General features: G+C 34.5%; 23 protein-coding genes and 1 tRNA gene. 16 read left to right on the top strand and 8 right to left on the bottom strand.

Annotation, left to right across the window (positions count from 1 at the left end):
* The first annotated feature begins 9 nt into the window (after positions 1-9).
* The gene (locus tag ACRD62_RS14815) at positions 10-1038 is read left to right on the top strand and encodes a GNAT family N-acetyltransferase (RefSeq protein WP_430820886.1); all 1029 of its coding nucleotides are present in this window, start codon (positions 10-12) and stop codon (positions 1036-1038) included.
* 65 nt (positions 1039-1103) lie between these two features.
* Positions 1104-1781, top strand: coding sequence for a peptidoglycan DD-metalloendopeptidase family protein (locus ACRD62_RS14810; RefSeq protein WP_430820885.1), 678 nt, complete (start codon positions 1104-1106; stop codon positions 1779-1781).
* A 103-nt stretch (positions 1782-1884) separates the two neighbouring features.
* Here ACRD62_RS14810 and ACRD62_RS14805 read toward each other — a convergent pair whose 3' ends face one another.
* Positions 1885-4869 carry an insulinase family protein gene (locus ACRD62_RS14805; RefSeq protein ID WP_430820884.1) on the bottom strand — a complete coding sequence of 995 codons (2985 nt, stop codon included), beginning with the start codon at positions 4867-4869 and terminating at the stop codon, positions 1885-1887.
* 350 nt (positions 4870-5219) lie between these two features.
* Between ACRD62_RS14805 and ACRD62_RS14800 the strand changes: the two genes are divergently transcribed.
* The 4 genes from ACRD62_RS14800 (at position 5220) to ACRD62_RS14785 (ending at position 8057) form a co-directional block, all read left to right on the top strand.
* The gene (locus tag ACRD62_RS14800; RefSeq protein ID WP_430820883.1) at positions 5220-5681 is read left to right on the top strand and encodes a hypothetical protein; all 462 of its coding nucleotides are present in this window, start codon (positions 5220-5222) and stop codon (positions 5679-5681) included.
* 261 nt (positions 5682-5942) lie between these two features.
* Positions 5943-6440, top strand: coding sequence for a bacterioferritin (locus tag ACRD62_RS14795; protein WP_430820882.1), 498 nt, complete (start codon positions 5943-5945; stop codon positions 6438-6440).
* Positions 6441-6564: 124 nt separating this feature from the next.
* Positions 6565-6978 (top strand): glycoside hydrolase family 32 protein, encoded by a 414-nt coding sequence (locus ACRD62_RS14790; protein WP_430820881.1) that lies wholly within the window; start codon positions 6565-6567, stop codon positions 6976-6978.
* Positions 6960-8057 carry a glycoside hydrolase family 32 protein gene (locus ACRD62_RS14785; protein WP_430820898.1) on the top strand — a complete coding sequence of 366 codons (1098 nt, stop codon included), beginning with the start codon at positions 6960-6962 and terminating at the stop codon, positions 8055-8057. Before ACRD62_RS14790 ends, ACRD62_RS14785 begins: the two co-directional genes overlap by 19 nt.
* Position 8058: 1 nt before the next feature.
* On the opposite strand, the gene ACRD62_RS14780 is transcribed toward ACRD62_RS14785, so the two are convergent.
* Positions 8059-9222, bottom strand: coding sequence for a glycoside hydrolase family 18 protein (locus ACRD62_RS14780; RefSeq protein WP_430820880.1), 1164 nt, complete (start codon positions 9220-9222; stop codon positions 8059-8061).
* 206 nt (positions 9223-9428) lie between these two features.
* Between ACRD62_RS14780 and ACRD62_RS14775 the strand changes: the two genes are divergently transcribed.
* The gene (locus ACRD62_RS14775) at positions 9429-10622 is read left to right on the top strand and encodes a retropepsin-like aspartic protease (RefSeq protein ID WP_430820879.1); all 1194 of its coding nucleotides are present in this window, start codon (positions 9429-9431) and stop codon (positions 10620-10622) included.
* 51 nt (positions 10623-10673) lie between these two features.
* Here ACRD62_RS14775 and ACRD62_RS14770 read toward each other — a convergent pair whose 3' ends face one another.
* Positions 10674-12722: a M13 family metallopeptidase gene (locus ACRD62_RS14770; protein WP_430820878.1), complete on the bottom strand. Its 2049-nt coding sequence runs from the start codon at positions 12720-12722 to the stop codon at positions 10674-10676.
* A gap of 401 nt (positions 12723-13123) precedes the next feature.
* On the opposite strand from ACRD62_RS14770, the gene ACRD62_RS14765 reads away from it, so the two are divergent.
* From ACRD62_RS14765 to ACRD62_RS14755, 3 genes are read left to right on the top strand one after another with little or no spacing between them, the layout of a single operon-like run.
* The gene (locus ACRD62_RS14765) at positions 13124-14440 is read left to right on the top strand and encodes a dihydrolipoamide acetyltransferase family protein (protein ID WP_430820877.1); all 1317 of its coding nucleotides are present in this window, start codon (positions 13124-13126) and stop codon (positions 14438-14440) included.
* Positions 14441-14462: 22 nt separating this feature from the next.
* Positions 14463-16508, top strand: coding sequence for an alpha-ketoacid dehydrogenase subunit alpha/beta (locus ACRD62_RS14760; RefSeq protein ID WP_430820876.1), 2046 nt, complete (start codon positions 14463-14465; stop codon positions 16506-16508).
* A 19-nt stretch (positions 16509-16527) separates the two neighbouring features.
* Positions 16528-17034, top strand: coding sequence for a flavodoxin (locus ACRD62_RS14755; RefSeq protein ID WP_430820875.1), 507 nt, complete (start codon positions 16528-16530; stop codon positions 17032-17034).
* A 57-nt stretch (positions 17035-17091) separates the two neighbouring features.
* Here the strand turns inward: ACRD62_RS14755 and ACRD62_RS14750 are convergent, their stop codons facing one another.
* Positions 17092-17649, bottom strand: coding sequence for a manganese efflux pump MntP (locus ACRD62_RS14750; RefSeq protein ID WP_430820873.1), 558 nt, complete (start codon positions 17647-17649; stop codon positions 17092-17094).
* A 926-nt stretch (positions 17650-18575) separates the two neighbouring features.
* Here ACRD62_RS14750 and ACRD62_RS14745 point away from each other — a divergent pair.
* The 3 genes from ACRD62_RS14745 (at position 18576) to ACRD62_RS14735 (ending at position 20864) form a co-directional block, all read left to right on the top strand.
* On the top strand, positions 18576-19022 hold the full coding sequence (locus ACRD62_RS14745) for a helix-turn-helix domain-containing protein (protein ID WP_430820872.1): 447 nt from the start codon (positions 18576-18578) through the stop codon (positions 19020-19022).
* A 166-nt stretch (positions 19023-19188) separates the two neighbouring features.
* Positions 19189-19959, top strand: coding sequence for a dihydroorotate dehydrogenase electron transfer subunit (locus ACRD62_RS14740; protein ID WP_430820871.1), 771 nt, complete (start codon positions 19189-19191; stop codon positions 19957-19959).
* Positions 19953-20864, top strand: coding sequence for a dihydroorotate dehydrogenase (locus ACRD62_RS14735; RefSeq protein WP_430820870.1), 912 nt, complete (start codon positions 19953-19955; stop codon positions 20862-20864). Before ACRD62_RS14740 ends, ACRD62_RS14735 begins: the two co-directional genes overlap by 7 nt.
* Positions 20865-21049: 185 nt before the next feature.
* Here ACRD62_RS14735 and ACRD62_RS14730 read toward each other — a convergent pair.
* Positions 21050-21122 (bottom strand) — tRNA-Lys (locus ACRD62_RS14730).
* Positions 21123-21222: 100 nt separating this feature from the next.
* Entirely contained in the window at positions 21223-22293 is a 1071-nt protein-coding gene (locus tag ACRD62_RS14725) for a hypothetical protein (RefSeq protein ID WP_430820869.1), read from the bottom strand.
* Between the two features lie 287 nt (positions 22294-22580).
* Between ACRD62_RS14725 and ACRD62_RS14720 the strand changes: the two genes are divergently transcribed.
* The gene (locus ACRD62_RS14720) at positions 22581-22961 is read left to right on the top strand and encodes a hypothetical protein (RefSeq protein ID WP_430820868.1); all 381 of its coding nucleotides are present in this window, start codon (positions 22581-22583) and stop codon (positions 22959-22961) included.
* Here ACRD62_RS14720 and ribH read toward each other — a convergent pair.
* Together ribH and ACRD62_RS14710 are read right to left on the bottom strand one after the other, a co-directional pair.
* Complete coding sequence (gene ribH, locus ACRD62_RS14715; protein WP_430820867.1) at positions 22947-23441, bottom strand: 6,7-dimethyl-8-ribityllumazine synthase; 495 nt, start codon at positions 23439-23441, stop codon at positions 22947-22949. The genes ACRD62_RS14720 and ribH overlap by 15 nt on opposite strands.
* A gap of 78 nt (positions 23442-23519) precedes the next feature.
* Positions 23520-24203 carry a tetratricopeptide repeat protein gene (locus ACRD62_RS14710; RefSeq protein ID WP_430820866.1) on the bottom strand — a complete coding sequence of 228 codons (684 nt, stop codon included), beginning with the start codon at positions 24201-24203 and terminating at the stop codon, positions 23520-23522.
* A gap of 167 nt (positions 24204-24370) precedes the next feature.
* Here ACRD62_RS14710 and recF point away from each other — a divergent pair, with 167 nt between their 5' ends.
* Both recF and ACRD62_RS14700 read left to right on the top strand, forming a co-directional pair.
* Complete coding sequence (gene recF, locus ACRD62_RS14705) at positions 24371-25486, top strand: DNA replication/repair protein RecF (RefSeq protein ID WP_430820865.1); 1116 nt, start codon at positions 24371-24373, stop codon at positions 25484-25486.
* Complete coding sequence (locus ACRD62_RS14700; protein WP_430820864.1) at positions 25483-25773, top strand: DciA family protein; 291 nt, start codon at positions 25483-25485, stop codon at positions 25771-25773. The genes recF and ACRD62_RS14700 overlap by 4 nt, the downstream gene beginning before the upstream one ends.
* Positions 25774-25798: the final 25 nt, after the last annotated feature.

Genomic DNA, 25798 nt, shown 5'->3' with positions numbered 1-25798 from the left:
TACCTAACTATGCGAAAAACAAACCAGGAAATCAAGGACAAACAGATCATTGATGAAATCCTTCAGAATTCAACTATCTGTCGATTGGCAATGATGGATGATGTGTATCCCTATATAGTTCCTATGAATTTTGGATATGATAAAGACTATTTATACTTGCATAGTGCCAATGAGGGACATAAAATTGAATTATTACGTAACAATCCAGGAGTTTGTTTTGAGGTTGAAGAATCGGCTGAAATCATTAAAAATGAGGTTGCCTGTAAATGGTCAACAGCTTATCGATCAATTATAGGTTATGGAAAGGTTGAATTTGTGGTTGATAATGATGAGAAAGAGAAGGCTTTAGCCATCATTATGAAGCATAATGGTTCTGATACTGTTTCTGTTTTTGATTCAAAGCAGGTTAATGCTGTTCGGGTATTTAAACTTCACATTGAATCATTGACAGCCAAGAAATCAAGCAATTGGGATGTGTATAATGAAATCCATTTAGTGAAGATTGAAACAGAACGTTTGTTATTGGAAGAAATCTCAATGGATGATCTGGAAGACATTTATCAGTTGAATAAGATACCTGAGGTAGATGAGTTTAATACTTTAGGTATCCCTGATTCTGTTGAAGTAACAAGAAAACAGATTGATTCTATCATAAGAGCAAGAAGCGATAAGCCAAGAGGATCATATACCTGGAAAATTGTGATCAGGGAAACTGGTGAATTCATTGGCATGTCAGGGATGTTTCTTTCAAATGATAAGTTTAAACTGGGAGAAATTTACTATAAGTTGCATCCGTCGTATTGGGGAAAAGGTTATGCTACAGAAGTTGCCCGAGAACTTGTTAAAACCGGATTCAACGTTTTTGATTTACAGAAAGTGGAGGCTGGAGTGGCTACTCAAAATAGTCGGTCTGTTAAAGTATTGGAGAAAGCAGGGATGACAAGAGAAGGACTGCGACGTAAAATACTTCCAATCAGAGGTGAATGGATAGATAATTATCATTATGCCATTGTGAAAGATGATCCCAGGTATTATTGAATTATAATAAATTGATTTATTGTTTTTTATATGTTGTTATGTGAATTCTTTATTAATGAATTTAAATGGTGTCGTTAGAAGAGATTATTAATAAATACAGGAAAACATTTGGGAATGTTCTTCCTCTTAATTTAAGTCCGGAGAATGTTTATGAACTTGATTTATCAGTTGATAATCAATATTTAAGAAGTCTCAATAAATTATCTACTGAATCATTAGGCCAATATATTCAAGCACAATTAAAGAAGGTTAATAAGAATATTGCCATTGGTGGATATGCCGAAAACAGGTTGGTTTATCAAATGAGTGAACATTTTGGCAGGGGAGCAGAAGCAAGATCAGTTCATTTGGGTATTGATATTTGGTATAAGAGTGGAACGCCTGTTTTTGCCCCATTGGATGGTATAATTCACAGTTTCAATAACAATGCAAACTTTGGCGATTATGGCCCAACAATAATACTGGAACATCGTCTCGAAAATGTTACTTTTTACACCTTATATGGCCATTTATCCACTTCTTCGATTGAGGATATAGCAAATGGAGATAAAATTAAAAAAGGAGATATAATTGCTCACTTAGGCGAAGAACACGAAAACGGGAACTGGCCTCCCCATTTGCATTTTCAGCTAATAACGGATATGCTGGATAAAGAAGGAGATTTTCCGGGTGTTTGTAGTGTCTTAGAAAAAGATAAATGGTTGAATATCTGTCCTGATCCTAGATTAATATTGGCAGTTTAGATATTTAATTTGTTCTTTAAGTAATTGTATTAAGATATTATAAGTCAATACTATAATAAAAAAGGAGCCCTTTGAGGCTCCTTCATTTATTTGTTTTGATTGTTTATTCAGAAATGGAAATTACCTTGCCAAATAATTCAGCATTCTCTTCAACCTTTTGTTCGTTACCGTATACAAAAATTGCATTCTGATCCAGTATTTCTGTAACCATCTTCTTCATTTCTTTAATGTCCTCCTGGGTTGTAGACAAAACTGCAGTTCTTTCAGCTTTTAATTCCTCCGGTGTATTCTTTTCAAAATAATTACGAATTGCCTCATTTCCTTGTTGAGAAGGAGTCAAAGGACCATCCATATTAGAAATAGTACCAATGATAAATCGGGTCATAGCTAATGAATCAGCATCGAATGTATCAAGAAAGCCCGGTGTATTGTTATAATTTTCAAGTGTTTCTTTTAGGTTAGGATCGCGATAAGAGGCGAAATAAACATTACCAGTGTTAGAGAAACCACAAAAGCCGCCATATGCTCCACCAATAACTCTTACTTGGTTCTGAAGCCAATCAGTAGAAAGAATTTGGTTCAAAACTCTAAACTTACCATTGTACTCATAACCCAACTTTTTATAATCATATCCTTTAACTACATATTGTACTTTAGAAACCGTTTTTAAACCTTCATTTTTAATACTAAAGTCAAATGCCCAGTTATTCAGCTTATTATCATCTGAAGGTAAAGAAGAAGCAAGCGTATTCAATCCATGTGAGTAAGACGTAAAGTCGTTATTATCACAAGTAATCGCTGCTATCAGATTATTTTTTGCGAATAGTAATGATCTTGTTTTTTCAAGATTAGCAATTATTTCATCACTTTTAGCATCAAAATTATTAGTTAAGTCGGTAATAAAGTCGTAATATTCAATACCACCTGTCAGTTCACTGAACATACCGCTATTAGTGTAATACGAACGAAGGCGTGTTAGAGCATAACCCATTCCATTGTTTTTAATGTTTGCATCAACACGTGACTGATGACGGGTAAGTAACTCTTTAAGTCTTTCTTTATCGGTGAAAACACTGTTTTGGAGTACTTCATTGGTCAGGTCAAATAGTTTATCAGCTTTCTCAGCTGTGGATTTACCATAAACTGTATATTTCGGAATCATTTTATCATCGCTATGATCTTCCAGGTATGCAGTTGTATAAGTATTAAATCCTCCGGTATGAATGTTTAAAGCATTATCCAGTTCACCATAAGTATAATTTTCAGTATTCAGTTTACCCAGCAGGTTGGTAAGTAATTCAGAATAAGGAATTAACTCTTGAGGAAGTGTTCTTAGGTCGAAATATAAGTAACTGTATAGTATGTTGTTAGTAAATGTATTGTGATGTATTACATTAATGTCAGATACTTGTTTTTCATCAACATCAAACCATTGAATTTCAGGACTAATATCAGATAATTCCAACATTGGAATAGTAGCCAGTGCTTCAGGAGTATCTTCTCTTTTCTGATATTCGATCAATTCTTTTGTTTCTGCAACCAACTGTTCTTTCTCTTCCTGACTCAATTGATTTTTAAAGTCTTCTAATTCTTTTTTAGTTTCTGCATCCAGTTTTGCCTGCAGGCCTGGTTCAGGTTTTAGCACTAATAAAGCAGAGTGAGTATTATTCATCAGATGTTTACTGATGTTTTCTTCCAGAATATTGGTTGTAAGGGCCATTTTTACATCAGCCAGAGGTTTATTAAATTCAAGGCCAGGGAAAGGACTGCCACCAAAAAACCATGTTTGATAGCTTTGCATGGCATACATCAAACCTTTTTGTGGATTGTTACCTTCCTTTAGTCTGAATTCTGTTCGATTGATAATACCTTCAATCATACTCTTGTCAAAACCACTGTCAATCACATTTTGCATGGTTTTAAAAACAATATCTTTGAACAAGTCTTTGTCTTCCGGATTAGCATTTTGAACAGATATCTGGAATGTACATTGTTTATCTTCACTAAAATAGGCCCTAATATCTTTTCCTATTCCTGCTTCTTGTAAAGCCAGACGTAAAGGGGCTGATTCGTTATTTACCAAAGCTTCTGAAATAACATCAAATGTCATGGCCAGTGTTCGGTCTGTACTTTCTCCAACTACAAAGGCTAAGCCCAAGAATGTTTGATCATTGGTTTGTGCACCTTCAGCAACCGGATAGCTTTTTTCAGCTTCTTTCATTGCATCAAATGGCTTTTGTAGAGGTATTTCAATTTTTTCTGTTGGCAGGTCATAGTTTGACAGATACTCACTATCAATAAATTCCAGTTCTTTATTCAGGTCTGCATCACCGTATAAAAGAATATAACTATTACCGGGATGATAGAATTTTTTATGGAAATTAATGAAATATTCATAGGTAAGATTCGGAATTTCGCTGGGGTAACCACCTGAAGAAACTCCATAGGTATTATCAGGAAATAACAATTTACCCATTTGATAACTCAATTCACGACGAGGACTTGAATAGGCACCTTTCATCTCGTTATAAACAACTCCTTTATAGATAACATCTCCATCAACACTTTCCATTTCATGATGCCAGCCTTCTTGCTTAAGAATACGAGGATCTTCGTAAATCATAGGATTAAGAACAGCATCCAGATATACATGCATCAGGTTGAAATAATCTTTTTCATTCATACTGGCAACCGGATAGGTAGTAATATCTGAACCGGTCATTGCATTTAGGAAAGTATTTAACGACCCTTTAATTAGCACATCAAAAGGACTTTTAACAGGGAAGTTTTTTGATCCGTTAAGTACCGAATGCTCCATTATGTGAGGTGTACCATAATCGGTTTCAGGTGCTGTTTTAAACGCAATATTGAATAATTTATTTGGATCGTTTGCTGCTATTTTTAAGAGTTGAGCACCACTTTTATCGTGTTGAAAAAGATAGCAGTCAGCATTTACTTCTTCAACAAACTTCTTCTCAACGAGCGTAAAGCCGTGATATTTTTCACCGGTTTTAAATTTTCCTCCCGTTGAACAAGAGGTAATTATTGCCAGGACAACCAGCAAAAGGTAAAGAGCATTTTTTTTCATAGATTGAAGTTTTAGATGTTCTTGAAAGTTTGAATGTCATTTAAAATTAACGATGAAAGATAGTTAAAAATATTAATTTATCATAAGTATAAAGCTAATTTGTATTTTTTACGGGAATCAGAATTCTAATGAAATAGGAGAGACAAATTGATGATTAATTGGAATTAACCCGTTTAAACAGATTTATTTATGTATGTAAATAGAGTTTTTATGTTGATAAATAATGTTAGGAGGTATTTGATCATATTGATATATTTGAAGTGGAGAACCAGTAAAGACCTAAACTTTCAATAAACAAAGGGGACGAATCCGAAAAGCCAAACGAGTAGGAAAACAAAAATTTATTTGTAATGGAAAATGTAGACAATAATGAACAAACAGACATTTCAGTAATTCTTAACAGTGACCAAATTAAATCGTATTTATTGGAAGCTTCGAAGTGGGCTAAGTTTTTATCTATCATGGGATTTATTGGTATTGGATTAATGGTTATTGGAGGTATTTTTGCAACCATAGGATTATCTATTGCAGGTGGAATGTCAAATGGTATTACCGGAGTACCAATGGGTTTATTTGGTGTAATATATTTGCTTTTAGCATTAATTTATTACTTCCCTGTAAGTTATTTATATAAGTTTTCGACACAGACCAAACAAGCAATTTTGTTAAACAATACATTTACATTAACCTCAGGATTTGGTAATCTTAAGTCATTATTTAAGTTTATGGGTATTCTTACGATTGTAATATTATCGATGTACCTTCTGATAATTATAATTGCTATTCCAACAGCCATGATTGCTAATTTGTAGACGTAAATAGTTGATGTTTTATCTTGCAGATAATTGATTTTCTATAGATGTGATCATACAAAAATGTAAGATGTATTGAGACTCAATGTGAAAGAAAACAGGAAATCTTAATAATAGTTAAATTGACTATTATTATCAAAAAGTCAGTATTTATTGAGGGGTATATTTTGTATCTTCAGAAAATAATACATTAATATTTAATCTATTGCACAGATAGAGAATAACCTTAGATAAATACAAACTATAAAAACTACCAAAACAATGAAAGAGAAAAGCATTGAGCTCTTGAACAAAGCTGTTGCAGATGAATTAGCAGCTGTACATCAGTACATGTATTTCCATTTTTACTGCGACGACCTGGGTTATGAGTTGTTGTCGAGTCTTTTTAAAAGAACTGCCATCGAAGAGATGATGCATGTTGAAACTCTGGCAGAGCGTATCCTATTTTTAAAAGGTGAAGTTGAGATGACACCTGCTCATGCAGTGGAAAAAATCCATGATGTTAAAGGTATGCTTGAAAAAGCAACTAAAATGGAAGAAGAAAGTGCTCGTGACTATAATCTGTGGGCTAATGAATGTGCTCAAAATGCTGATTCAGCAACGAAAAAGATTTTTGAATCATTGGTTGATGATGAAGAGCGTCACTTTGATCAGTATGATACTGAAATGGAAAACCTTACAAAATTTGGTGATAACTATCTTGCTCTGCAATCTATTGAACACAGTAAGAATATAGCTTCAGGACAAGGACCGCACTAAAAATTAAAAAAATAATGCATTTAAAGGCGAATAAACTGTTTTAGGCTTATTCGCCTTTTGCTTTTATTGTTTTCAATAATCAAAGAATTATCTAACTTATAGCTTAAATTTTAGGTTTATAGCTATGATTAGAAATCACTTACTTTTAATAGTAATATGTGCTAGTTTAATCTCTTGTCAGACAAAAACACAATCTCACTATTATAACGAACCACACAGACCTCAATTTCATTTTACTCCAGAATCAAATTGGATGAATGATCCCAATGGTTTGGTTTACTTAAATGGTCAATACCACCTGTTTTACCAGCATTATCCAAACGATATAGTTTGGGGCCCGATGCACTGGGGGCATACTTCAAGTACCGATTTATTTCATTGGAAACATCATCCAATTGCCTTGTATCCTGATTCGCTTGGTAATATTTTTTCGGGCAGTGCTGTGATAGACCATAACAATACGGCCGGTTTTGGGAAAGATGCCATGGTGGCCATTTTTACCTACCACAAAATGATTCAATCTGGGCAAAAGGTTTAAAAAATACCGAAAGTCAGGGTATTGCTTTTAGTTTGGATGAAGGAATAACATGGACAAAGTATAATGGGAATCCGATTCTTAATAATAATGGAGAACAGGATTTTAGGGATCCTAAGGTCTTTTGGAATACAGAAACAGAATTGTGGCAAATGGTTTTAGCAGTTGGTGATCACATCCGTATTTTCTCATCACCAAATCTGCTGGATTGGAAGTTTGAAAGTAATTTTAAACCGGCTGAAACAAGTGAGCCATTGGGAGTATGGGAATGTCCTGATTTGTTTCCGTTAAAATACAATGGTAATACAAAGTGGGTGATGATAATCAATCATGGTGATAAAGGGCCAAATGGAGGGTCGTGTACTCGTTATTTTATTGGTGAATTTGATGGAAAAACATTTCAACAAGCACAGGATGCCAGATGGTTGGATTATGGTACTGATTTTTATGCAGGTGTTACATTTTCAAATGTGCCGGATGACAAAAAGTATTTAATCTCATGGATGAGTAATTGGCAATATGCAAACCAAACTCCTACAAAAGTATGGAGAAGTGCTATGACTATTCCTCGCGAATTGGTTTTAGATAAGGATAGTTCAGGCTATTTTATCCGTCAGAATATTACTGAGGGAATGGATGCACTAAAAAGTAATACCATAGTCAAAGAGCAAATAAACTATACCTATCATCTTAGTAATATTGACTTATCACAGGCTTTCATTTCGTTTAGATCAAATGGAGGATTAGACGAGATCAAAATAGGAAACAAATCAGAGTATATATTGATTGAAATTAATGAATGTGAAGTAGTTATTGATAGGCGTCATTCAGGAATGATTGATTTTAGTGATCGATTTGCAGCTAAAGTTCAATCCATGCCAATTTCTGAGGCAATAACTGAATGTAAAATAATACTCGATCGTTCATCCATTGAATTATTGCTGAATGATGGTAAATACTCTATGACCAATATCTTTTTCCCAAAAGAAAAGTATTCAGAACTTAGCATTATTGGTGAAGAAGATAGTAAAATTACCGATTTAAAGATTGATCATATAGCCAGGGTATGGCCAAATCAATAAATTATCTTATCGATTTAACCTCATTATCAATAGCATTTAATAAATCGTTTTGTTGGGTGTCACCATTTAATTGCCAAAACATAATGCCACCTAGCTTAGTATTTAAGGCATATTGAGTTTTTAGAGCTACCGATTCCGGATCATCATAGGTAATAAAAACTGAATCTTGTGAACTGTAAAGAAATGGAGCTTTGGCCGTTTCATCCCAATATCGAACAAAGCCATTTTTGTTAATATAGTTGTCTTTTAATTCATAGTATCTTGCTCCGGGCCAACCACCTTTATTTTGCTGATATAGGCCATTATTATCCGGATCTACGCCTACCCAACCTTTACCATAGAATGCTGCTCCAATAACAATTTTCTCAGGTTTTACACCTTTGTTAATACAATAATTTATAATGAACTGGCATGATCTGGGATGATAACTTGTTTCACTTTCTGTGTATTTGACATATGCAGGCGTATCTATGAAATCATCTTTAGTTACTAGACCTAAGTTGGTATGATGAGAAGTAACTTTTGCATTGCCGCCTGTAAAATCATAGGTCATAATATTCATGTAATCAACGGATGGCATCACTTTATCCAGTTCAACAAAATCATAGTATTTTTCCCAACCGGCAGAAGCAAAAGTTAGTGTATACTTTTTGCCGGTTTGATTCATTGCGGTCCTGAGTTCTTTCATTAAGGCAGTAAAACCTTCTTTATCTTCTGGTTTATGAGGATTTCCTATGCCGGGTAAACCCGGATATTCCCAATCCATATCTAATCCATCCAGCTCATATTCTTGCAGGAATTGTATGCAACTTGAAACAAATATTTGTCTGTTTTCCTCGCTGGTGGCCATTTCGGAAAAACCTCCTGATCCTCCCCAGCCACCGCAAGCCACCATCACTTTCAAGTGAGGATGCTTTTCTTTTTGCTTAACCAGGTTCTTTAGTTGGTTACCTGAATCTGCATCAGAAAATTGCATTTGATTGTCAATGACTTTTGTAAATGAAAAAATGATATGAGTGAGTCGATCCAGAGGAAGTTTGTTCAAATTGGTTTCTTCGGATGAAGGCATATAATAAGCCATTACAGCGAATGATTCTTGATTTTTCTTACAGGATATAATTAATATTAGTAATAAGCTTAATACAGTCAGTTTAATTTTATTCATGATGGTTATGCAATTAGGTTTATCCAAGTTAAAAGATAAGCATTTTTAAAATAATTAGCCTACTATAGTGTTTTGGAAAGAATATTAACCCTTTAATTGTAAATTAGAAGAGGGTTTTAATGATTTTTGACCTTTAATTCAATAGTTTTCGGTTATTTATATCATTTTTATACTCATAACTTTAAGGACGTTCGAATATCTTGACTATGAAACAAATTGTAATTTTAATTCTAATTCAAGTTGTAACTTGCTCATTATCCATAGCTCAGTCAAAATTTACTTTTAACCAAGGACAAATTTCAAAGGAGCAATTTTATCAAATTTTACCAATTGAATACCTACGAAATAAAATTATTATTCAGGCGGACGTAGATGGTATTAAAGGGAGATATATTGTTGATACCGGTGCAATGTGTATTGTTTTTAAGGATAGTACCAAAGAACAAAATCACCAGAATTTGTTAAAAATGCCAATCGTAGATGCCAATGGAATAAGAAATGAAGCCGATGTGATACAAATAAAAGAAATTAGATTGGGAGAATTGGAGTACCACAATATACCAGCATTAAGTATTGAAGCGCACGAGCTTTTTAAGTGTTTTAATGTTAAAGGTTTTATTGGAAGTAATCTTTTAAGATTTGGAGCTTTTAAAATTGATATTCCATCTAAAGAATTGCATATAGCAGATTCATATTCTGATTTTGACCTGAAGAAAAAAGAAGGACAGAAGCTTTGGTTGAATAAAGTTCAAAACTCACCATTTATCAGGATGGAATTTAATGGGGTACAACAGCAAGGTGTGCTGGTTGATACAGGCAGTGATTGTATTTATTCATTCAATAATAAGGTAGTTCAAAGGATGCAAAAGAAAGGATTGTTGAACAAGCCCGCATTTCAATCAAGTGGAACCAATTCTCAGGGAGCCTGGTCAATGGATAGTATGGATATCAAAAGCAATATATGGAGAGTTAATAAATTAAAAGTGGCAGATTCAGAGTTTACAGATTTATTACTTCGGAGTGATGATGCATCTTCAAGAATTGGGATGCAATTACTTGAAAATGGAGTTTTTGTATTGGATTACCCTAAGAAAAGATTCTTTTTTCAGTCTATCGATAAAATAAAATCGGAAGTAAGAGGATTCGGAATTGACTTTATTGCGAAAAATGATTCCATTATTGTAAATGGAATATGGTCAGGTACAAAGGCTGAAAAAGAGGGTGTTCAAATAGGAGACAGGCTGATTGAAATAACTGGTTTTCAATTGCGAGATAGTGACCTTTGTGATAAATTCTTTCTTTTAAAGCAATTGGCATTAGGGAAGGATGAATTGGAATTTGTAATGCGCAGAAAAGATTCGGATGATGAATATTCTGTAACATTACAACGAATTGAATAAAAAAATCCCCCGAATTTCTTCGAGGGATAAAATATTTTCTTCCTGATTGAACTACCAGATAGAGGTTCTGTCTTCTGGTGCAATGTATAGCGGACTTTTTGCATCCAGACCAAAAGCATCATACCATTCCTGAATATTTGGAAGAGGACCGTTAACTCGATTCGTTCCCAACGAATGAACATCTACTTTGGTTAATCGTGCAATTTCCTCATCTCTGATGTTTTGAGCCCAAACCCTAGAGTATGCCAAATAAAAACGTTGTTTATCAGTAAATCCATCAATCTTATCATTGTTTTCCTTACCATTTAATGAATTAAGGTAAGCCTGATATGAAATTAATAAACCACCTAAGTCGGCAATGTTTTCTCCTAATGATAACTCTCCGTTTGCAAATACTCCCGGTAATACCTCAAAACTATTGAATTGATCAACCAGTACTTTTGTGCGGGCATTGAATTTCTCAGCATCCTCAGCAGTCCACCATTCTTCCATATTACCATCTTTGGCAAAGAAACGTCCCTGATCGTCAAATCCGTGAGTCATTTCATGTCCAATAACTACCCCAATCGCCCCATAGTTAACTGCATCATCTCCATCAAGATAGAAGAATGGAGGTTGTAAAATGGCAGCAGGAAATACAATCTCATTTGCTAAAGGATTGTAATAAGCATTAACCGTTTGAGGAGTCATAAACCATTCTTCTTTATCAACCGGTTTGCCAATTTTAGCCATATCATACTCTAATTCAAAACGATTACTGGCAAGTATATTTTCGATGTAAGATGATTTAACTACTTTCAAATCAGAATAATCGCGCCATTTATTTGGATATCCTATTTTAACACGGATGGCGTCTAATTTTTCATGTGCTGCTTTCTTGGTTTCTTCACTCATCCATTCCAGTTGATCAATTCTTTGACCGAAAGCAATACGAAGATTTTCAACTAATTTATCCATTCGTTGCTTGGCAGCTGGTGGAAAATATTCAGCCACGAATAACTGACCAACAGCTTCGCCAAGTGCTCCATTGGTATTATTCACTACTTTTTTCCAACGAAGTTCCTGTTCTTTTTTGCCAGACATTGCTTTGCCATAAAAAGCGAAATGAGCATTTACAAAATCCTCGCTTAGGTAATCTGCTGTATTTCGAAGAATAACAGCTGTTAAAAATGCTTTCCAGGTGGTAAGTGTTTCTTTTTTGTATAATTTACCCACTTCTTTCAAAAATTCAGGCTGACTCATGTTTATTTCAGCAGGTACTTCATATCCCATCCCTTTAATAAAAGTTGCAAACGGGAATGGTTTCATCGTTTCTTCCACACCAGCAATATCAACTTTATTATAGGTTTTATGTGGATCACGGTTCTCTAATCTTGAATTAGACGCCTTTGCCAATTGCATCTCAAGTTCGAAAACGGTTTTTGCCAATTCAGAAGCATTGTTCTCATCGTTTCCAACCAAAGTAAACAATGAAGTTAAATAGGCATTGTAGGCTTCACGCAATTTCTTAGCATCTTCAGTATCTTCAAGATAATAATCACGATCAGGCATGCCTAATCCTCCTTGATAAATACCGGCAATTGTCATTTCACTATTCTTTTGATCCGGTGTTGAGGAATAGTGAAACAATGGATTTATTCCTTGTTGTTGCAAAAAGCTGATAACAGTTACCAGATCGGCTTGCTTTTCAATGCTGTTTACTTTTGACAGAAGAGGTTGAATCGGCTCAAAACCAGCCTTGTTGATTGCTTCCAGATCCATTCCTGAAGCATAGAAATCTCCAATTTTCTGACTAACTGATCCTTCCTCAGCTATTTCAGACGCAGCGTTTTCTATTATTAATTTTACTTTCTCTTTATTGTCTTCTGCCAATAAATCAAAACTACCGAATCTACTTTTATCATCAGGAAGCGGATGCTGTTTGCGCCATCCACCATTAACGTATTCAAAAAAATTTGTACCAGGATCAATTGTCAGGTCCATATCGTTTGCAGAAAAAACAGGTTTGACTGCATTGTTTTGTTCTTTACTTCCACTTGCACAAGAACTTGCGCCAATGGTTACTGTCAGCAAAGAACCCCAAAAAAGTGATGAGTTCATTCCAGGTTTATTATTACAGCAATGCTGCATGGTTTAAAAATTAAGTGTTTCTTTTTCTGTGCCCCCAAAGAGCGGCTCAAAATAAGTGATTTTCAAATTATCAACCAAAACATTTGAACTATCGAGTTAATTGTCAGTTTATAAATTAATCATGTAGTGGTAGAATAAAGGTCAGTTTATATGATTTCGACAATATTAATTGTCATGATTTTAATTTATAATTTGATTTTCAATGTTCTTCTGAATTTTAATTTATGATTATAATCTTATTTAGAACCTTTATAAACTTTGATTGTTAAAATTGGCGAGAGCGGGCGTTAGAGTCTTATTTAGATTTGGTTTAAATAAACTCGAAGATTATATTTGCGCCGTTTTAATTTAGACTATATAAACGTAATAATATGTCAACATTTGAAATTCTGATGCCTAAAATGGGCGAAAGTGTTGAAGAGGCAACCATCACTAAATGGTTTGTTTCGGAAGGTGATACCGTTCAGGAAGATGATGTCCTGTTGGAAATAGCAACTGATAAGGTGGATTCGGAAATTCCTTCTCCGGTGGCAGGAACCATAAAATCAATCATGTATAAGGTTGATGATGTTGTACCTGTAGGAGAGCCAGTGGCAGTGATATTATTGGAAGGTGCTGAAGATACAGATACCCCATCTGCTGAGACTGGTAAAAAGGAAGAAAGTGCACCAGTTGAATCATCTACTCAGGAATCACCTCAGAACACTGTTTCTTCAGATATAAATAAATCATCAGATCGATTCTATTCACCATTGGTAAGAAGTATGGCAAGTGCTGAAGGAATTGGTTTGGATGAATTGGAAAAAATAACCGGTACAGGCAAGGATGGACGTGTCACAAAAAGTGATATGACTGATTATATTGCCAATAGAGGCAAATCTGCTCCAACTGCTCAACCTGAATCAGCAAAACCTGCAGCCGCACCAAGTGCACCGGCAGCACCGAAAGAGCAACCTAAAGTACATGTTTCTGTTTCTGCCAATGATGAAATTGTTGAGATGGATCGTATGCGCAAGTTGATTGCAGAACATATGGTTATGTCTAAACAGGTTTCTCCACACGTAACAAGCGTTGTTGAAGCAGATGTTACCAATGTAGTCCTTTGGCGAAACAAGGTAAAAGATCAATTCCAGAAAAAATATGGAGAGAAGATAACTTTTATGCCAATTTTTACGGAGGCTGTTGCCAAAGCTTTGCGCGATTTTCCTGGTGTTAATGCTTCGGTTGATGGTGATAAAATCATCATGCGTAAGAATGTAAACATTGGTATGGCAGTTGCTCTTCCATCGGGTAATTTAATTGTACCGGTAATCAAACAAGCGGATCAGAAAAATCTGGTTGGTTTAACAGGAGATATCAATAGATTGGCAGGATTGGCTCGTGATAATAAGTTGTCTCCTGACGATATTCAGGGAGGCACATTTACAATTACCAACTTCGGATCGTTTAAAAACATTATTGGAACACCAATTATTAATCAACCTCAGGTAGCTATACTGGCTATTGGTGCAATCGAAAAGAAACCGGCTGTTATTGAAACTCCAACCGGAGATGTGATTGGTATTCGACATAAAATGTTCTTATCATTATCATACGATCATAGAATAGTTGACGGTATGTTAGGAGGTAATTTCCTACGTCGAATTGCCGATTACATTGAGGCTTTTGATATTAATTCCGAAATTTAATCATTGATATAAAGTGTTTAAAATGAGTGATATTCCAAAAATACATTCTATAAAAAAGACGGATAAGGATACTTTGTTGAAGTGGTATCGCCTTTTGTTTTTAGGGCGTACCCTTGACGAAAAAGCACCGAATTATCTGAAACAGGCAATTGGATGGTCATACCATGCTCCCGCAGCTGGTCATGATGGTATTCAATTGGCTATAGGACAGGTTTTTGATCGTAGTAAAGATCATTTATTTCCTTATTACCGTGATTTAGTTACCAACGTATCTGCCGGATTAACTGCAGAGGAAATTATTTATAATGGTATTTCAAAGGATGCAGATGTAGCTGGTGGTGGACGTCATATGTCGAACCACTTTGCCAAACCGGAATGGAACATTCATAATGTTTCGTCTTGTACAGGAAACCATACATTGCATGCGGTTGGTGTTGCGCGTGCAATCAAAACCTACGACAGTAAAGGTGTGGCAATCAGTTCTCAGGGTGAATCATCGGTTTCGGAAGGCTATGTTTACGAAGCCATCAATGGTGCATCAAAAGAGCAATTACCTGTAATATTTGTTTTTCAGGATAACGGCTACGGTATTTCAGTTCCTAAAAAAGATCAGACAGCAAACCGAAAGGTGGCTCATAACTTTGAGGGATTTAAGCATCTGCGCATTATGTATTGTAATGGTAAAGATGTTTTTGATTCAATGAATACCATGTTGGAAGCCAGTAAGTGGGCTGAAGAAAACCAAAAGCCTGTGATTGTGCATGCAAACTGTGTACGTATTCATTCGCATAGTAATTCCGATCGTCATGAGTTATATCGTGATGATAACGAATTAGGTTATGTAAAAGAATACGATCCACTTGCTAAATATAAACGTTTACTGATTCGTTATAACAGAGCTACCGAAGAAGAACTATCTGCAATCGAAGCAGAGGTGGCAGATGAAGTAAAAGTTGCTCATCGTAAGGGAATGGCTGCACCACATCCAACACCTGAGTCAGCAATGGATTATGTTATTCCTGAGCCTTATGTTTCAACTAAATATCCTGATGGAACCCATAATCATGAGGGAGAATCATTGAAACTGATTCAGGGATTAAATGAAACATTAAAGGCCGAGTTCAGAAATAACCCGGATACATATCTATGGGGACAGGATATCGCTAATAAAGATAAAGGCGGAATTTTTAATGTTTCTAAAGGAATGCAGCAGGAGTTTGGCAAGAAACGTGTGTTTAATGCACCTATTGCTGAAGACTTTATTATGGGAACTGCCAACGGAATGGTTCGTTTTAACAAGAACATAAGAGTTGTTGTGGAAGGTGCTGAGTTTGCCGATTATTTTTGGCCAGCTATGGAGCAGTTTGTTGAGACAACCCATGAATACTGGAGAACCAAAGGTCAGTTTTCACCAAATATTACAGTTCGATTGGCATCCGGAGGTTATATCGGTGGTGGTTTATATCACTCTCAGAATATCGAAGCAGCCTTAACAACTTTTCCTGGTGTACGTGTGGTTTATCCATCTTTTGCTGATGATGCAGCCGGATTATTACGAACAAGTATGCGATCAGAAGGAATGACAGTATTTATGGAGCCAAAGGCGTTATACAATGCACCAAAGGCTGCAACACCAATTCCTGAAGACTTTGAAGTACCTTTTGGTAAAGCCCGGATTCGAAGAGAAGGTTCCGACCTGAGTATCTTTACTTATGGTAATACAACCCATATGTGTTTAGAAGCTGCTGAAAAACTTGAAAAAGAAGGTTTTGGTAACGTTGAAGTAGTGGATTTGAGGTCATTACTTCCGTTAGATAATGAAACAATTCTGGCATCAGTTAAGAAAACTTCACGTGCTTTAGTAGTTCATGAGGATAAAGTATTTGCCGGTTTTGGTGGAGAGGTAGCTTCATTGATTAACTCAGAAGGATTTGAGTATTTGGATGCTCCGGTTCGACGTGTTGGTTCAACTTTTACACCTGTTGGATTTAATCGTACGCTTGAAGCAGCTATTCTGCCAAATACAGATAAGATTTTTGAAGCAGCAAAAGATCTGTTGTCATACTAAAACCTAATCGACTAATATTATGAAAGATACTGGAATATTTTATAGCTTTCGCTCGGTAAAAACTGGACAGCAAGTAAAGAAAATTCTCAAGTTGTTAGGTTCTGATAATGTAACAGCAGTTGATATTGATGTGGCGACTGGAGAGGATTTTATGAAGTTCACTAACTATGTGTTGGCTGTACCTACTTGGTTTGATGGAGAATTGCCAACTTATTGGGATGAGTTTTTACCATCTATTGAGGATGAAAGTCTTAAAGGTAAAAACTTTGCCATTTTTGGTGGAGGAGATCAGAAAGGTTATCCTGAAAATTTTGTTGATGGCATTGGTTTGATGGCTGAGTTTTTGGAAGAAAGAGGCGGTAAGATCGTAGGATTTACATCTACAGATGGATATACTTTTGAAGGAAGTAAAGCTAAACGAGGTGATCAGTTTGTTGGATTAGCTCTTGATATAGAAAATCAGGCAGCTTTGAGTAATGAACGAATCGATGCCTGGGTTAAATCTTTAACCAAAGAATTTGCTTAGATAAAAGTTTATAAACGAATATTAAGGAAGGGATGTGCATTGTGTTCATCCCTTTTTTTATAATAAATGTTCAACCAAAATTTTAATCCCAATACCAATCAATAACAAACCACCAATAATTTCAATTTTATTTCGAAAAATGCTCCCTAATTTCCAACCTATTGCAATTCCAAGATGAGAAAATATAAAGGTAACCATACCAATTACAATCGCTGGAAAAACAATGTCTACGTCTAATAAGGAGAAACTAATGCCAATTGCCAGAGCATCAATACTGGTTGCAATAGCCAGCATTGTAATGGTTTTATTATTATAAGCATTTACAAATGGAGCGGATTCCTGATATTGAAAAGCTTCGTAAAGCATTTTTCCACCAATAAACAGAAGTAAGATAAAAACTACCCAATGATCGTATGCACTAATTGACTCAGCAAAAGACTGACCAAGAAACCAACCAATCACAGGCATAATTCCCTGAAAGAAAGCAAATGTTAAACAAACTTTTCCAACAGGATTAAATTTAATTTTCTTAATTGATAATCCAACAGTAATGGAAACAGCAAATGAATCCATTGCCAATGCAATTGCAATTAGAAGTAGTGAAAAAAACTCCATGAACTTATTTTGGCCGCAAAATTACATTTTTTTGAGTCAATCCGAAAAAGATAATATAAGCAGATATTTAGTTAACAATAATTAATTCATTTTCTCTGCAATATTTAAGTGTGTATTCATCACAGCAAATAAAGATTAAAATTCAATTTTATAATCAAAATTTATTATTACGATTAATAAATAGCTACTGCCGAGTAAAATCTGTTGCTCACAAGTACACTTCAATTTATAAAAGAGAATAACAAGAGGAGAGAGGTGTTTACATATGTAATTACAAATGTAAATTAATGATCAAACTCCAATAATACTTTAAGTATACACATGTAAATAAACAAGGATAATAATATACACATTTATAAATGACCTATATATATTAAAATAATTACATAAAATACATATAATCAGTAATATATCGTTATTATATGTAGTTCTACATTAACTATATCGACTACATATGTAATAAATGTCAGGAATTATAAGATTAAATAACAATTTAAATTACTTAAAACTCACATAACCAGTGTTATAAGTAGTTTATATAAAGTATCAGTTAACTACTTTTATAATCGTTTAATTTTCAGGGTATTTAAATTATAGCTATTCGTTATATCCTCCTTTACATTCTTATCTTAAATTTTGATACACGAAGTTGTTAAATAACATTTATACAATATGTTATGAACGGTAATCTAATCTGTATTTTAAAATTGTTTAAGACTGGATTAACTGAAGACACTATGAGTATTGTTGGACGAATACAATTGTAACTATTAAGAAACATTAGTTACATAAATAAACTAAGAGAGTTTTGATAAAATGAATTTATTAAATTACATTTGTGACTTACAATTGTAATCACTTTATTAGATTTAACTAATTAACAATTGTAAATACATAAACAACAGTGTTTATTTTCATTTATAATTATGAGAGAGCGTTTAGAAGCAATACTTAAATACGAAAAACTTACACCTTCGAGGCTGGCAGATATATTAGGTGTTCAGCGCTCAGGTATTTCACATATAATGTCTGGTCGAAACAAACCAGGTTTAGATTTCCTTGCTAAACTAATCTCTAATTTTCCACATATTAATGGTGATTGGTTAATCACGGGTGAAGGACCTATGCTTAAAAATGGTTCGAATAAGCCTTCAGGGGGACAAATGTCGATACCAATGACATCTATGCCTTCAGAAGTTAAAAAAGAGCCTGAGAAACCTAATATTAAGATGGAAAAGCCGGCAGGATATACTTCAATGCCTAAAATAGCTCAACCAACCTTTGAAAAGAATAAAGCTACTCAGGAGAAAGACATTGAGCGAATCATAGTTTTTTATACCGACAAGTCATTTACAGAGTATAAACCTGAGTAGATTAAGCAACCTGATCCGCGAATTTGTAGAAATCTGTTTGCTATTCTATTATTTCAAAGAATTTTCAATCTCTTTAACTCGTTATTTTTTGGTATATTTGCATCGATTTATTGATGGTTACAAATGTGAACTATTGATGGATCTTTGAAATAGCAAGTTAATTGATATGAAGAAATACTTAGACGATTTTATTGTTGTCAGTAATGAGCGACTTAATCATGAGTATGTGGTGTTGACTCTTAAACATCCTGACCGACTTCCGCATATGATGCCTGGCCAGTTTGTGGAAGTTAAAGTTGAAAACGGGCCCAATACCTTCTTACGCAGACCTATATCTATTCATGATGTAGATAAGGAGGCTAATACCATGAAGCTTTTGATACAGGAGATTGGCGAAGGAACCCGTTTAATGGGAGCTTTACAGGAAGGTGACAAATGTAATCTTGTTTATCCTTTGGGTAACTGGTTTTCATTACCTGATAAGCCTGATGTATTGCTTGTTGGAGGTGGTTGTGGAATTGCCCCGTTATTATTTATGGGACGACATTTGAAAGCCAATGGTATTAAACCACGCTTTCTTTTGGGAGCGCGCACTTCAGAAGGTCTAATTGCGCTGGATGAATTTAAAAAATTAGGGGAAGTTTATACTACTACAGAAGATGGATCTGCAGGAACAAAGGGATATGTGATACATCATCCTGTTATGAGAACACAGGATCCGGATATTGACTGGATTTATACCTGTGGGCCTGATGCAATGATGAGAGTTGTTGCTAAATACGCCCGTAATCACGATATACGTTGTCAGGTTTCTCTTGAGAATCATATGGCATGTGGTTTTGGAGCCTGTTTATGTTGTGTTGCTGATACACTTGATGGAAATAAATGTACCTGTACTGACGGACCTGTTTTTGACTCAACTTATTTAAAATGGTAGACTTAAATATTAACTTAAACGGGTTGAATCTTAAAAACCCGGTAATGACTGCTTCCGGAACCTTTGGTTATGGTGAAGAGTTTATGGATTTCTTTGATATTTCATGCCTGGGAGGCGTTTTGGTCAAAGGAACTACCTTAAACCATCGTGAAGGTAATCCTTATCCCCGAATGGCAGAAACACCGCAGGGAATGTTAAATGCAGTAGGATTACAGAATAAAGGGGTACATTATTTTGCCGATACTATTTATCCCAGGATTAAGGATATTAAAACCAATATGTTGGTTAATGTTTCGGGTTCAACTGTTGATGAGTATGTTGAGACGGCTAAAGTTGTAAACTCATTAGAAAATATACCTGGAATTGAATTAAATATATCCTGTCCAAACGTTAAAGAAGGTGGTATGGCTTTTGGTACCAGTTGTCCTTCAGCTGTTGCCGTTGTTAATGCAGTTCGTAAGGTGTACGATAAGCATTTAATGGTTAAACTATCGCCTAATGTTACTGATATTGCTGAAATTGCTAAAGCTGTTGAAGATAACGGGGCTGACTCGGTCTCATTAATAAACACTCTTCTTGGAATGGCAGTTAATGCTAAAACTCGCCGCCCGGTATTATCAACCATAACAGGAGGATTATCAGGACCTGCAGTTAAACCTATTGCTATACGCATGGTTTGGCAGGTAGCACAAGCTGTTAAAATACCTATTGTTGGTATGGGTGGAATAATGAATGCAACCGATGCAATCGAGTTTATGTTAGCAGGAGCATCTGCTGTTCAGGTGGGAACGGCTAATTTTATAGATCCAATGGTTACCGTTAAAATCGTTGAAGGGATAGAACAGTATTGTGATGAAAATGGTTTTGAGAGTGCTTCAGAATTAATTGGAGCAATGCAGGTATAACTTCTATTAATTATAAAGCTTAAACCGGATGTATTGTTATGTCCGGTTTTTTTTGTTCCTTATTGAATGATACGTATTTATTAAAACAATCTTAGTGATTACATATGTGAATTAAAGTTGTAAACACTCTAATTATTGATTCTATATAAATAAAAAAGGCCTCGAAATAATTTCGAAGCCTTTAGTGATTCAGCTGGGGTTCGAACCCAGGACCCCATCCTTAAAAGGGATGTGCTCTACCAGCTGAGCTACTGAATCTTCCCATTTTTGCGGTTGCAAATATAGATTATTCAATATAAGAGACCAAATAATTAGATTGAAAAAAGAGCTTATTTTAAAAAATATCTCATTAAAATACTTAGGATGTGCCACTTAGTTTATCACTGTTTTTTTCAAATAGATTAACTACTGGCTTAAAATGTTTTCGTATCGTTGGCCATTGACCAGGATTTTCGGAGAGTAGTTGTAAAATACGTACTTTATTTTTCTTTAATGCATCACTAATTGCTGGTGCAGTAATAGCACGATCCATGTTTTTACCTACTTCTGCACTTGTTAGACTATTACCAGTATTTAGTACTAGAAGTGCTGATTTTTCAAGTCTGTTTAATAAATCTACCGTTTTACTTATTCGATTATTTATGACAATTTCTTTTTTATCAGAAAAGTTTACTGGCGATACAATGATTAAATAAGCTGGAATTAATTCTATTGTGTCACCTGGCTCAGCAAGTTTAATGTTACAAATGTAAACAAGGCTATTCGTAATACTTTCTTTCAATTGCTCCAGATCCTTACACTTCTCAAAGAGTATGTTCCTAACATTTTCATGTATAACATAATTAAAGCCATCTCTTTTGCTTAAGCTGTATAAATAATCATCTATCCAGTAATTATTCCATTTATAAAAATCATTATTTTGAGCTTCATTCTCTTCTTGTTTGGTTATCAGAAGTTTTTGGGTGGATTCTTTGAATTGAATGGTACTTGAAATGTTGCTTAAATAGTTAGATACAATACTATCTGCATAATTCTTTGCCAATCGTCCTATAATTGCTTTTTCGGAAGTTGTATAACTTTCTTTACTTTCTGTGATTCCAAAATTACTTTTATTATCCCTGAAGAATAAATAGAAATGTGCATTAGAATCTTTACTTCCCAGTTTCTGCTTAACATGAAGAACTAAATATTTTGATTCAGTAAACAAGTCTAATTGACCAATTTTGGGTTGTTCAATGGTAACGAATGGTAAACGGTTGGCATTAAGCCATTGGAAACTGCTATTGAGTTTTGATTCACTATTTAAAAATTCCTGAATTTCATTACTAATTTCCAGTACTTCTTCTTCTTTATTTCTTGTCCATTCTATTCCTTGATAGTCTGACTTGTAATCTGGCCAAAAACCAAATATACGATCAATACCATCCATATAACTCGGCCATTGGTTCATAAGATGCAATGCACATTTAATAATTATATGTTGGTTTGGATTAAAGGACATATATTAAGTAGATAATTAAGCAAATTTATAAATATTAAGTAAATAATTAAGCTAAAAGTTAAGCTTAATTATTTATTAAGCTAAAAATTAATAGAAAAATTCTGCTTAATTAATTATATAAATATATGTAAACCAACGTAATATTGCAATTGTAAATTCTTTGTTTAATCCCAAAAAATAGAATTTTTAAATCTATTAATTAAAATAATTAAGCTATGGAAAAGTTTTATTTAAGCAAAATAGAATGGCTTACTGAATGGTTTATGCAGTTATTTTTTGATCCAATGTACTTCTTTCAACCCGAAAAAGTTAATTCATCAGATACAACCAATAATGTTAAAAGGGATACTATAAATAGTATTCATAATCAAATTTGGTTAGTAGAGAAAAAGATAAGGCAATATAAAAAGCTATGGAATGCAAATGATCCAGTGAGAAAGATTAATGGCTTTTTTATGGGTAATAGTATTAGAATAATGGAAAATTTATCTGACGCCAAAAAGTGGTCAATAAGGGCTTTATTTAATGCAAAAAGCACCTTGAATAATATTCAAAGTGCTTTTGATATATTGTGGTATGGATTAAGCTTTCAATGATTGCTTCATATGAACCATCTTAATAGCTGTAATTGCTCCTTCGTCACCTTTATTTCCATGTTTGCCTCCGGCTCTGTCTAATGCCTGTTGTTCATTTGATGTGGTTAATACACCAAAAATAAATGGAATTGGAAACTGAAGATTCAATTGTGTGATACCTTGAGTTACGCCTGAACATACATAATCGAAGTGAGGAGTATCGCCCTGGATTACGCACCCTAAACAAATAACAGCATCCACGTCAGTCATTTCGGCTATGTATTTAGCGCCTGCTGTTAACTCAAAGCTTCCGGGTACATATTTTTTTATGATATTTTCTTTGTTAACACCATGCTTAATTAATGTGTTGAATGCGCCATTGAATAATGCTTCGGTAATTTCTGTATTCCATTCCGATACAACAATACCAAATTTCATGGTTTCGGCAGACGGAACATCTTCGATATTGTAATCTGATAAATTTTTTAAACTTGTTGCCATTGCTTTTAATTTTATTACAAAAATAAAAGAGGTTGCCGACAGTATCAAGCAACCTCTTTAAATAAGCTTTATCTTTTCTTACTTCAATTCAGCTCTTGTAATGTATTTATCAATCTGACGAGCTTCAGAAGAAGTTTTGTATTGATCTTTAATAGTTGTGTAAGCCTTAACTGCTTCTTCTTTGTTATTGGCAGTTTCGTATGCTATACCCAATTTCATTAAATAAGTTGGTGCTGTAAGGTTGTTGTCGTAAGAACTTGCTTTTTTGTATTGGCTGATGGCGTCATCAGTCTTGCCTAATTCCATATAAGCATCACCCATTGCACCGGCAGCTGTAGCAGCAATTAATTCATCATCTGTTGAGAAATCACCCAAAAATGAAATTGCTTCTTCGTAGTTGCCTAAATGTAAATTTGAAACTCCAGCATAAAAAGCTGAAAGTTTACCAGCTTTAGTTGAACCATATTCGTCCATGATTTCAATGAAACCAGGATTGATACCGTCACCGTTTAAAGCTAATTTAAAACTGTCTTGCTCAAAGTATTGCTGAGCATAAAATATTTGTTTCTGAGCGTTGTTTTCCAAAGGTTGGAAATACAATTTAGAAAGACCATAATAACCAGCTACAATGGCAATAATTACCAATGCTACAATAGTAAGGGTGTTTTGGTTCTCTTCAATAAAATGCTCTGTTTTACTCAATGCGCTCTCAACATGTTCCAGATTTTCATCTGCATGAGCGCCCTTTTGTTGCTTTGACATATTTTGCGTTTATTTTATTCGAAACGCAAATGTAATTCTTTTAACAAAAAAACAAAAGGTGGATTCTTATTTTTAGGGCAGTGTTGAAAAAAATATACTATCTAAATTGAAAAATTAGAAGGATCCATTAAAAGCGTTCATTACTTTTGTTCTAAATTATATGATTCATGCACATCAAGCATCTAAATCTTGTAAATTTTAAAAATATAGCCCAGGCTGAAATTGAGTTTTCAGATGGAATAAATTGTTTTGTAGGGCATAATGGCGCAGGTAAAACCAATGTGCTGGATGCCTTGTACTATTTATCTTTTTGTAAAAGTTATTTCAATTCCATTGACAGTCAGAATATTTTGCACGGACAGGAATTTATGGTGGTTCAGGGACTATATTGGCGTCAGGATGAAGATGAACAGATTTATTGCGGACTTAAAAAGTCTCAGAAGAAACATTTTAAACGCAATAAAAAAGAATATAATAAATTGTCAGATCATATTGGTTTCTTACCATTGGTTATGATATCGCCTTCGGATGAACAGCTGATCAATGATGGGAGTGATTTGCGTCGTAAATATATTGATGGAGTTATTTCGCAGTACGACAAACCCTATCTCGAAGATCTGATGCGTTACAACCGTTCGTTACAACAACGAAATGCCACATTAAAGTCGATGAAAGATAGTGGTAATCGCAATATGGATATGCTTGATCTGTGGGATGAGCAATTGTCTTCATTAGCGGATAAAATCTACCTTAAACGGGATGCATTTATTAAAGAGCTGGTTGCTGTGTTTCAAAAGCATTATGCATATGTTTCGGCAGGTAATGAAGAAATATCATTGGGTTATATTTCAAACCTGCAGGAAGGAAGTCTAAAAAAGCAGCTAATCGAAAACAGGTCAAAAGATTTAATTCTGGGTTATACATCCAAGGGTGTTCATAAAGACGATCTTGAAATGATGCTATCAGGATATCCGATTAAAAAAATAGCTTCTCAAGGGCAGAAAAAGACTTTTTTAATTGCCTTAAAACTGGCGCAGTACGAATTTATACATCGTCATAATGGTATTAAACCCATACTTCTTCTTGACGATATATTCGATAAGCTGGATAGTCAGCGTAGTGGTCGTTTGTTACAACTGGTTAGTGAGGATATGTTTAATCAGATCTTTATAACTCATACCAGCAGTGAGACTTTATTGGATACAGTAGAACAAACCGGTAAGAGTTTTAAGATGTTTAACGTTGAATCCGGTGAGATTCAGGAAATCAATCAGGAATCATGAAACGAAAAGCAGTTCAGCCTATAAGCGAGATATTAAAAGAGTATTTGAAGGAGAAAAAGCTTAACCAGGGCTTAATGGAGAATCGTGCTGTTCAGTACTGGGAGCGGGTACTGGGACCTGCCGTAGCGCGTTCAACTCAACGAATATATATGTATAGAGGCACTTTGTATGTTGAACTTAATTCAAGTGTACTTCGTAATGAATTACTAATGTGGAAGGATCGTATTATTGTGAACCTGAATCAGGCTATAGGAGAGGAGATTGTGCTCGATTTGGTTCTTAAATAGAAATTCTAAAACTTGTTTACTTCGT

This window comes from Carboxylicivirga caseinilyticus, from assembly GCF_050589785.1.
Classification (GTDB): domain Bacteria; phylum Bacteroidota; class Bacteroidia; order Bacteroidales; family Marinilabiliaceae; genus Carboxylicivirga; species Carboxylicivirga caseinilyticus.
The sequence above is the reverse complement of the archived record's forward strand: the minus strand, read 5'-3'. Positions and strand labels throughout refer to the sequence as shown.

Coding starts and splice junctions, on each gene's coding strand:
- ribH (WP_430820867.1), bottom strand. CDS start 23,441: ATGGCAACAAGTTTAAAAAATTTATCAGATTACAATATCGAAGATGTT.
- ACRD62_RS14755 (WP_430820875.1), top strand. CDS start 16,528: ATGAAAGATACTGGAATATTTTATAGCTTTCGCTCGGTAAAAACTGGA.
- ACRD62_RS14765 (WP_430820877.1), top strand. CDS start 13,124: ATGTCAACATTTGAAATTCTGATGCCTAAAATGGGCGAAAGTGTTGAA.
- ACRD62_RS14740 (WP_430820871.1), top strand. CDS start 19,189: ATGAAGAAATACTTAGACGATTTTATTGTTGTCAGTAATGAGCGACTT.
- ACRD62_RS14805 (WP_430820884.1), bottom strand. CDS start 4,869: ATGAAAAAAAATGCTCTTTACCTTTTGCTGGTTGTCCTGGCAATAATT.
- ACRD62_RS14745 (WP_430820872.1), top strand. CDS start 18,576: ATGAGAGAGCGTTTAGAAGCAATACTTAAATACGAAAAACTTACACCT.
- ACRD62_RS14750 (WP_430820873.1), bottom strand. CDS start 17,649: ATGGAGTTTTTTTCACTACTTCTAATTGCAATTGCATTGGCAATGGAT.
- ACRD62_RS14795 (WP_430820882.1), top strand. CDS start 5,943: ATGAAAGAGAAAAGCATTGAGCTCTTGAACAAAGCTGTTGCAGATGAA.
- ACRD62_RS14810 (WP_430820885.1), top strand. CDS start 1,104: ATGGTGTCGTTAGAAGAGATTATTAATAAATACAGGAAAACATTTGGG.
- ACRD62_RS14790 (WP_430820881.1), top strand. CDS start 6,565: ATGATTAGAAATCACTTACTTTTAATAGTAATATGTGCTAGTTTAATC.
- ACRD62_RS14775 (WP_430820879.1), top strand. CDS start 9,429: ATGAAACAAATTGTAATTTTAATTCTAATTCAAGTTGTAACTTGCTCA.
- ACRD62_RS14815 (WP_430820886.1), top strand. CDS start 10: ATGCGAAAAACAAACCAGGAAATCAAGGACAAACAGATCATTGATGAA.
- ACRD62_RS14780 (WP_430820880.1), bottom strand. CDS start 9,222: ATGAATAAAATTAAACTGACTGTATTAAGCTTATTACTAATATTAATT.
- recF (WP_430820865.1), top strand. CDS start 24,371: ATGCACATCAAGCATCTAAATCTTGTAAATTTTAAAAATATAGCCCAG.
- ACRD62_RS14735 (WP_430820870.1), top strand. CDS start 19,953: ATGGTAGACTTAAATATTAACTTAAACGGGTTGAATCTTAAAAACCCG.
- ACRD62_RS14710 (WP_430820866.1), bottom strand. CDS start 24,203: ATGTCAAAGCAACAAAAGGGCGCTCATGCAGATGAAAATCTGGAACAT.
- ACRD62_RS14770 (WP_430820878.1), bottom strand. CDS start 12,722: ATGAACTCATCACTTTTTTGGGGTTCTTTGCTGACAGTAACCATTGGC.
- ACRD62_RS14760 (WP_430820876.1), top strand. CDS start 14,463: ATGAGTGATATTCCAAAAATACATTCTATAAAAAAGACGGATAAGGAT.
- ACRD62_RS14800 (WP_430820883.1), top strand. CDS start 5,220: ATGGAAAATGTAGACAATAATGAACAAACAGACATTTCAGTAATTCTT.
- ACRD62_RS14720 (WP_430820868.1), top strand. CDS start 22,581: ATGGAAAAGTTTTATTTAAGCAAAATAGAATGGCTTACTGAATGGTTT.
- ACRD62_RS14700 (WP_430820864.1), top strand. CDS start 25,483: ATGAAACGAAAAGCAGTTCAGCCTATAAGCGAGATATTAAAAGAGTAT.
- ACRD62_RS14725 (WP_430820869.1), bottom strand. CDS start 22,293: ATGGATGGTATTGATCGTATATTTGGTTTTTGGCCAGATTACAAGTCA.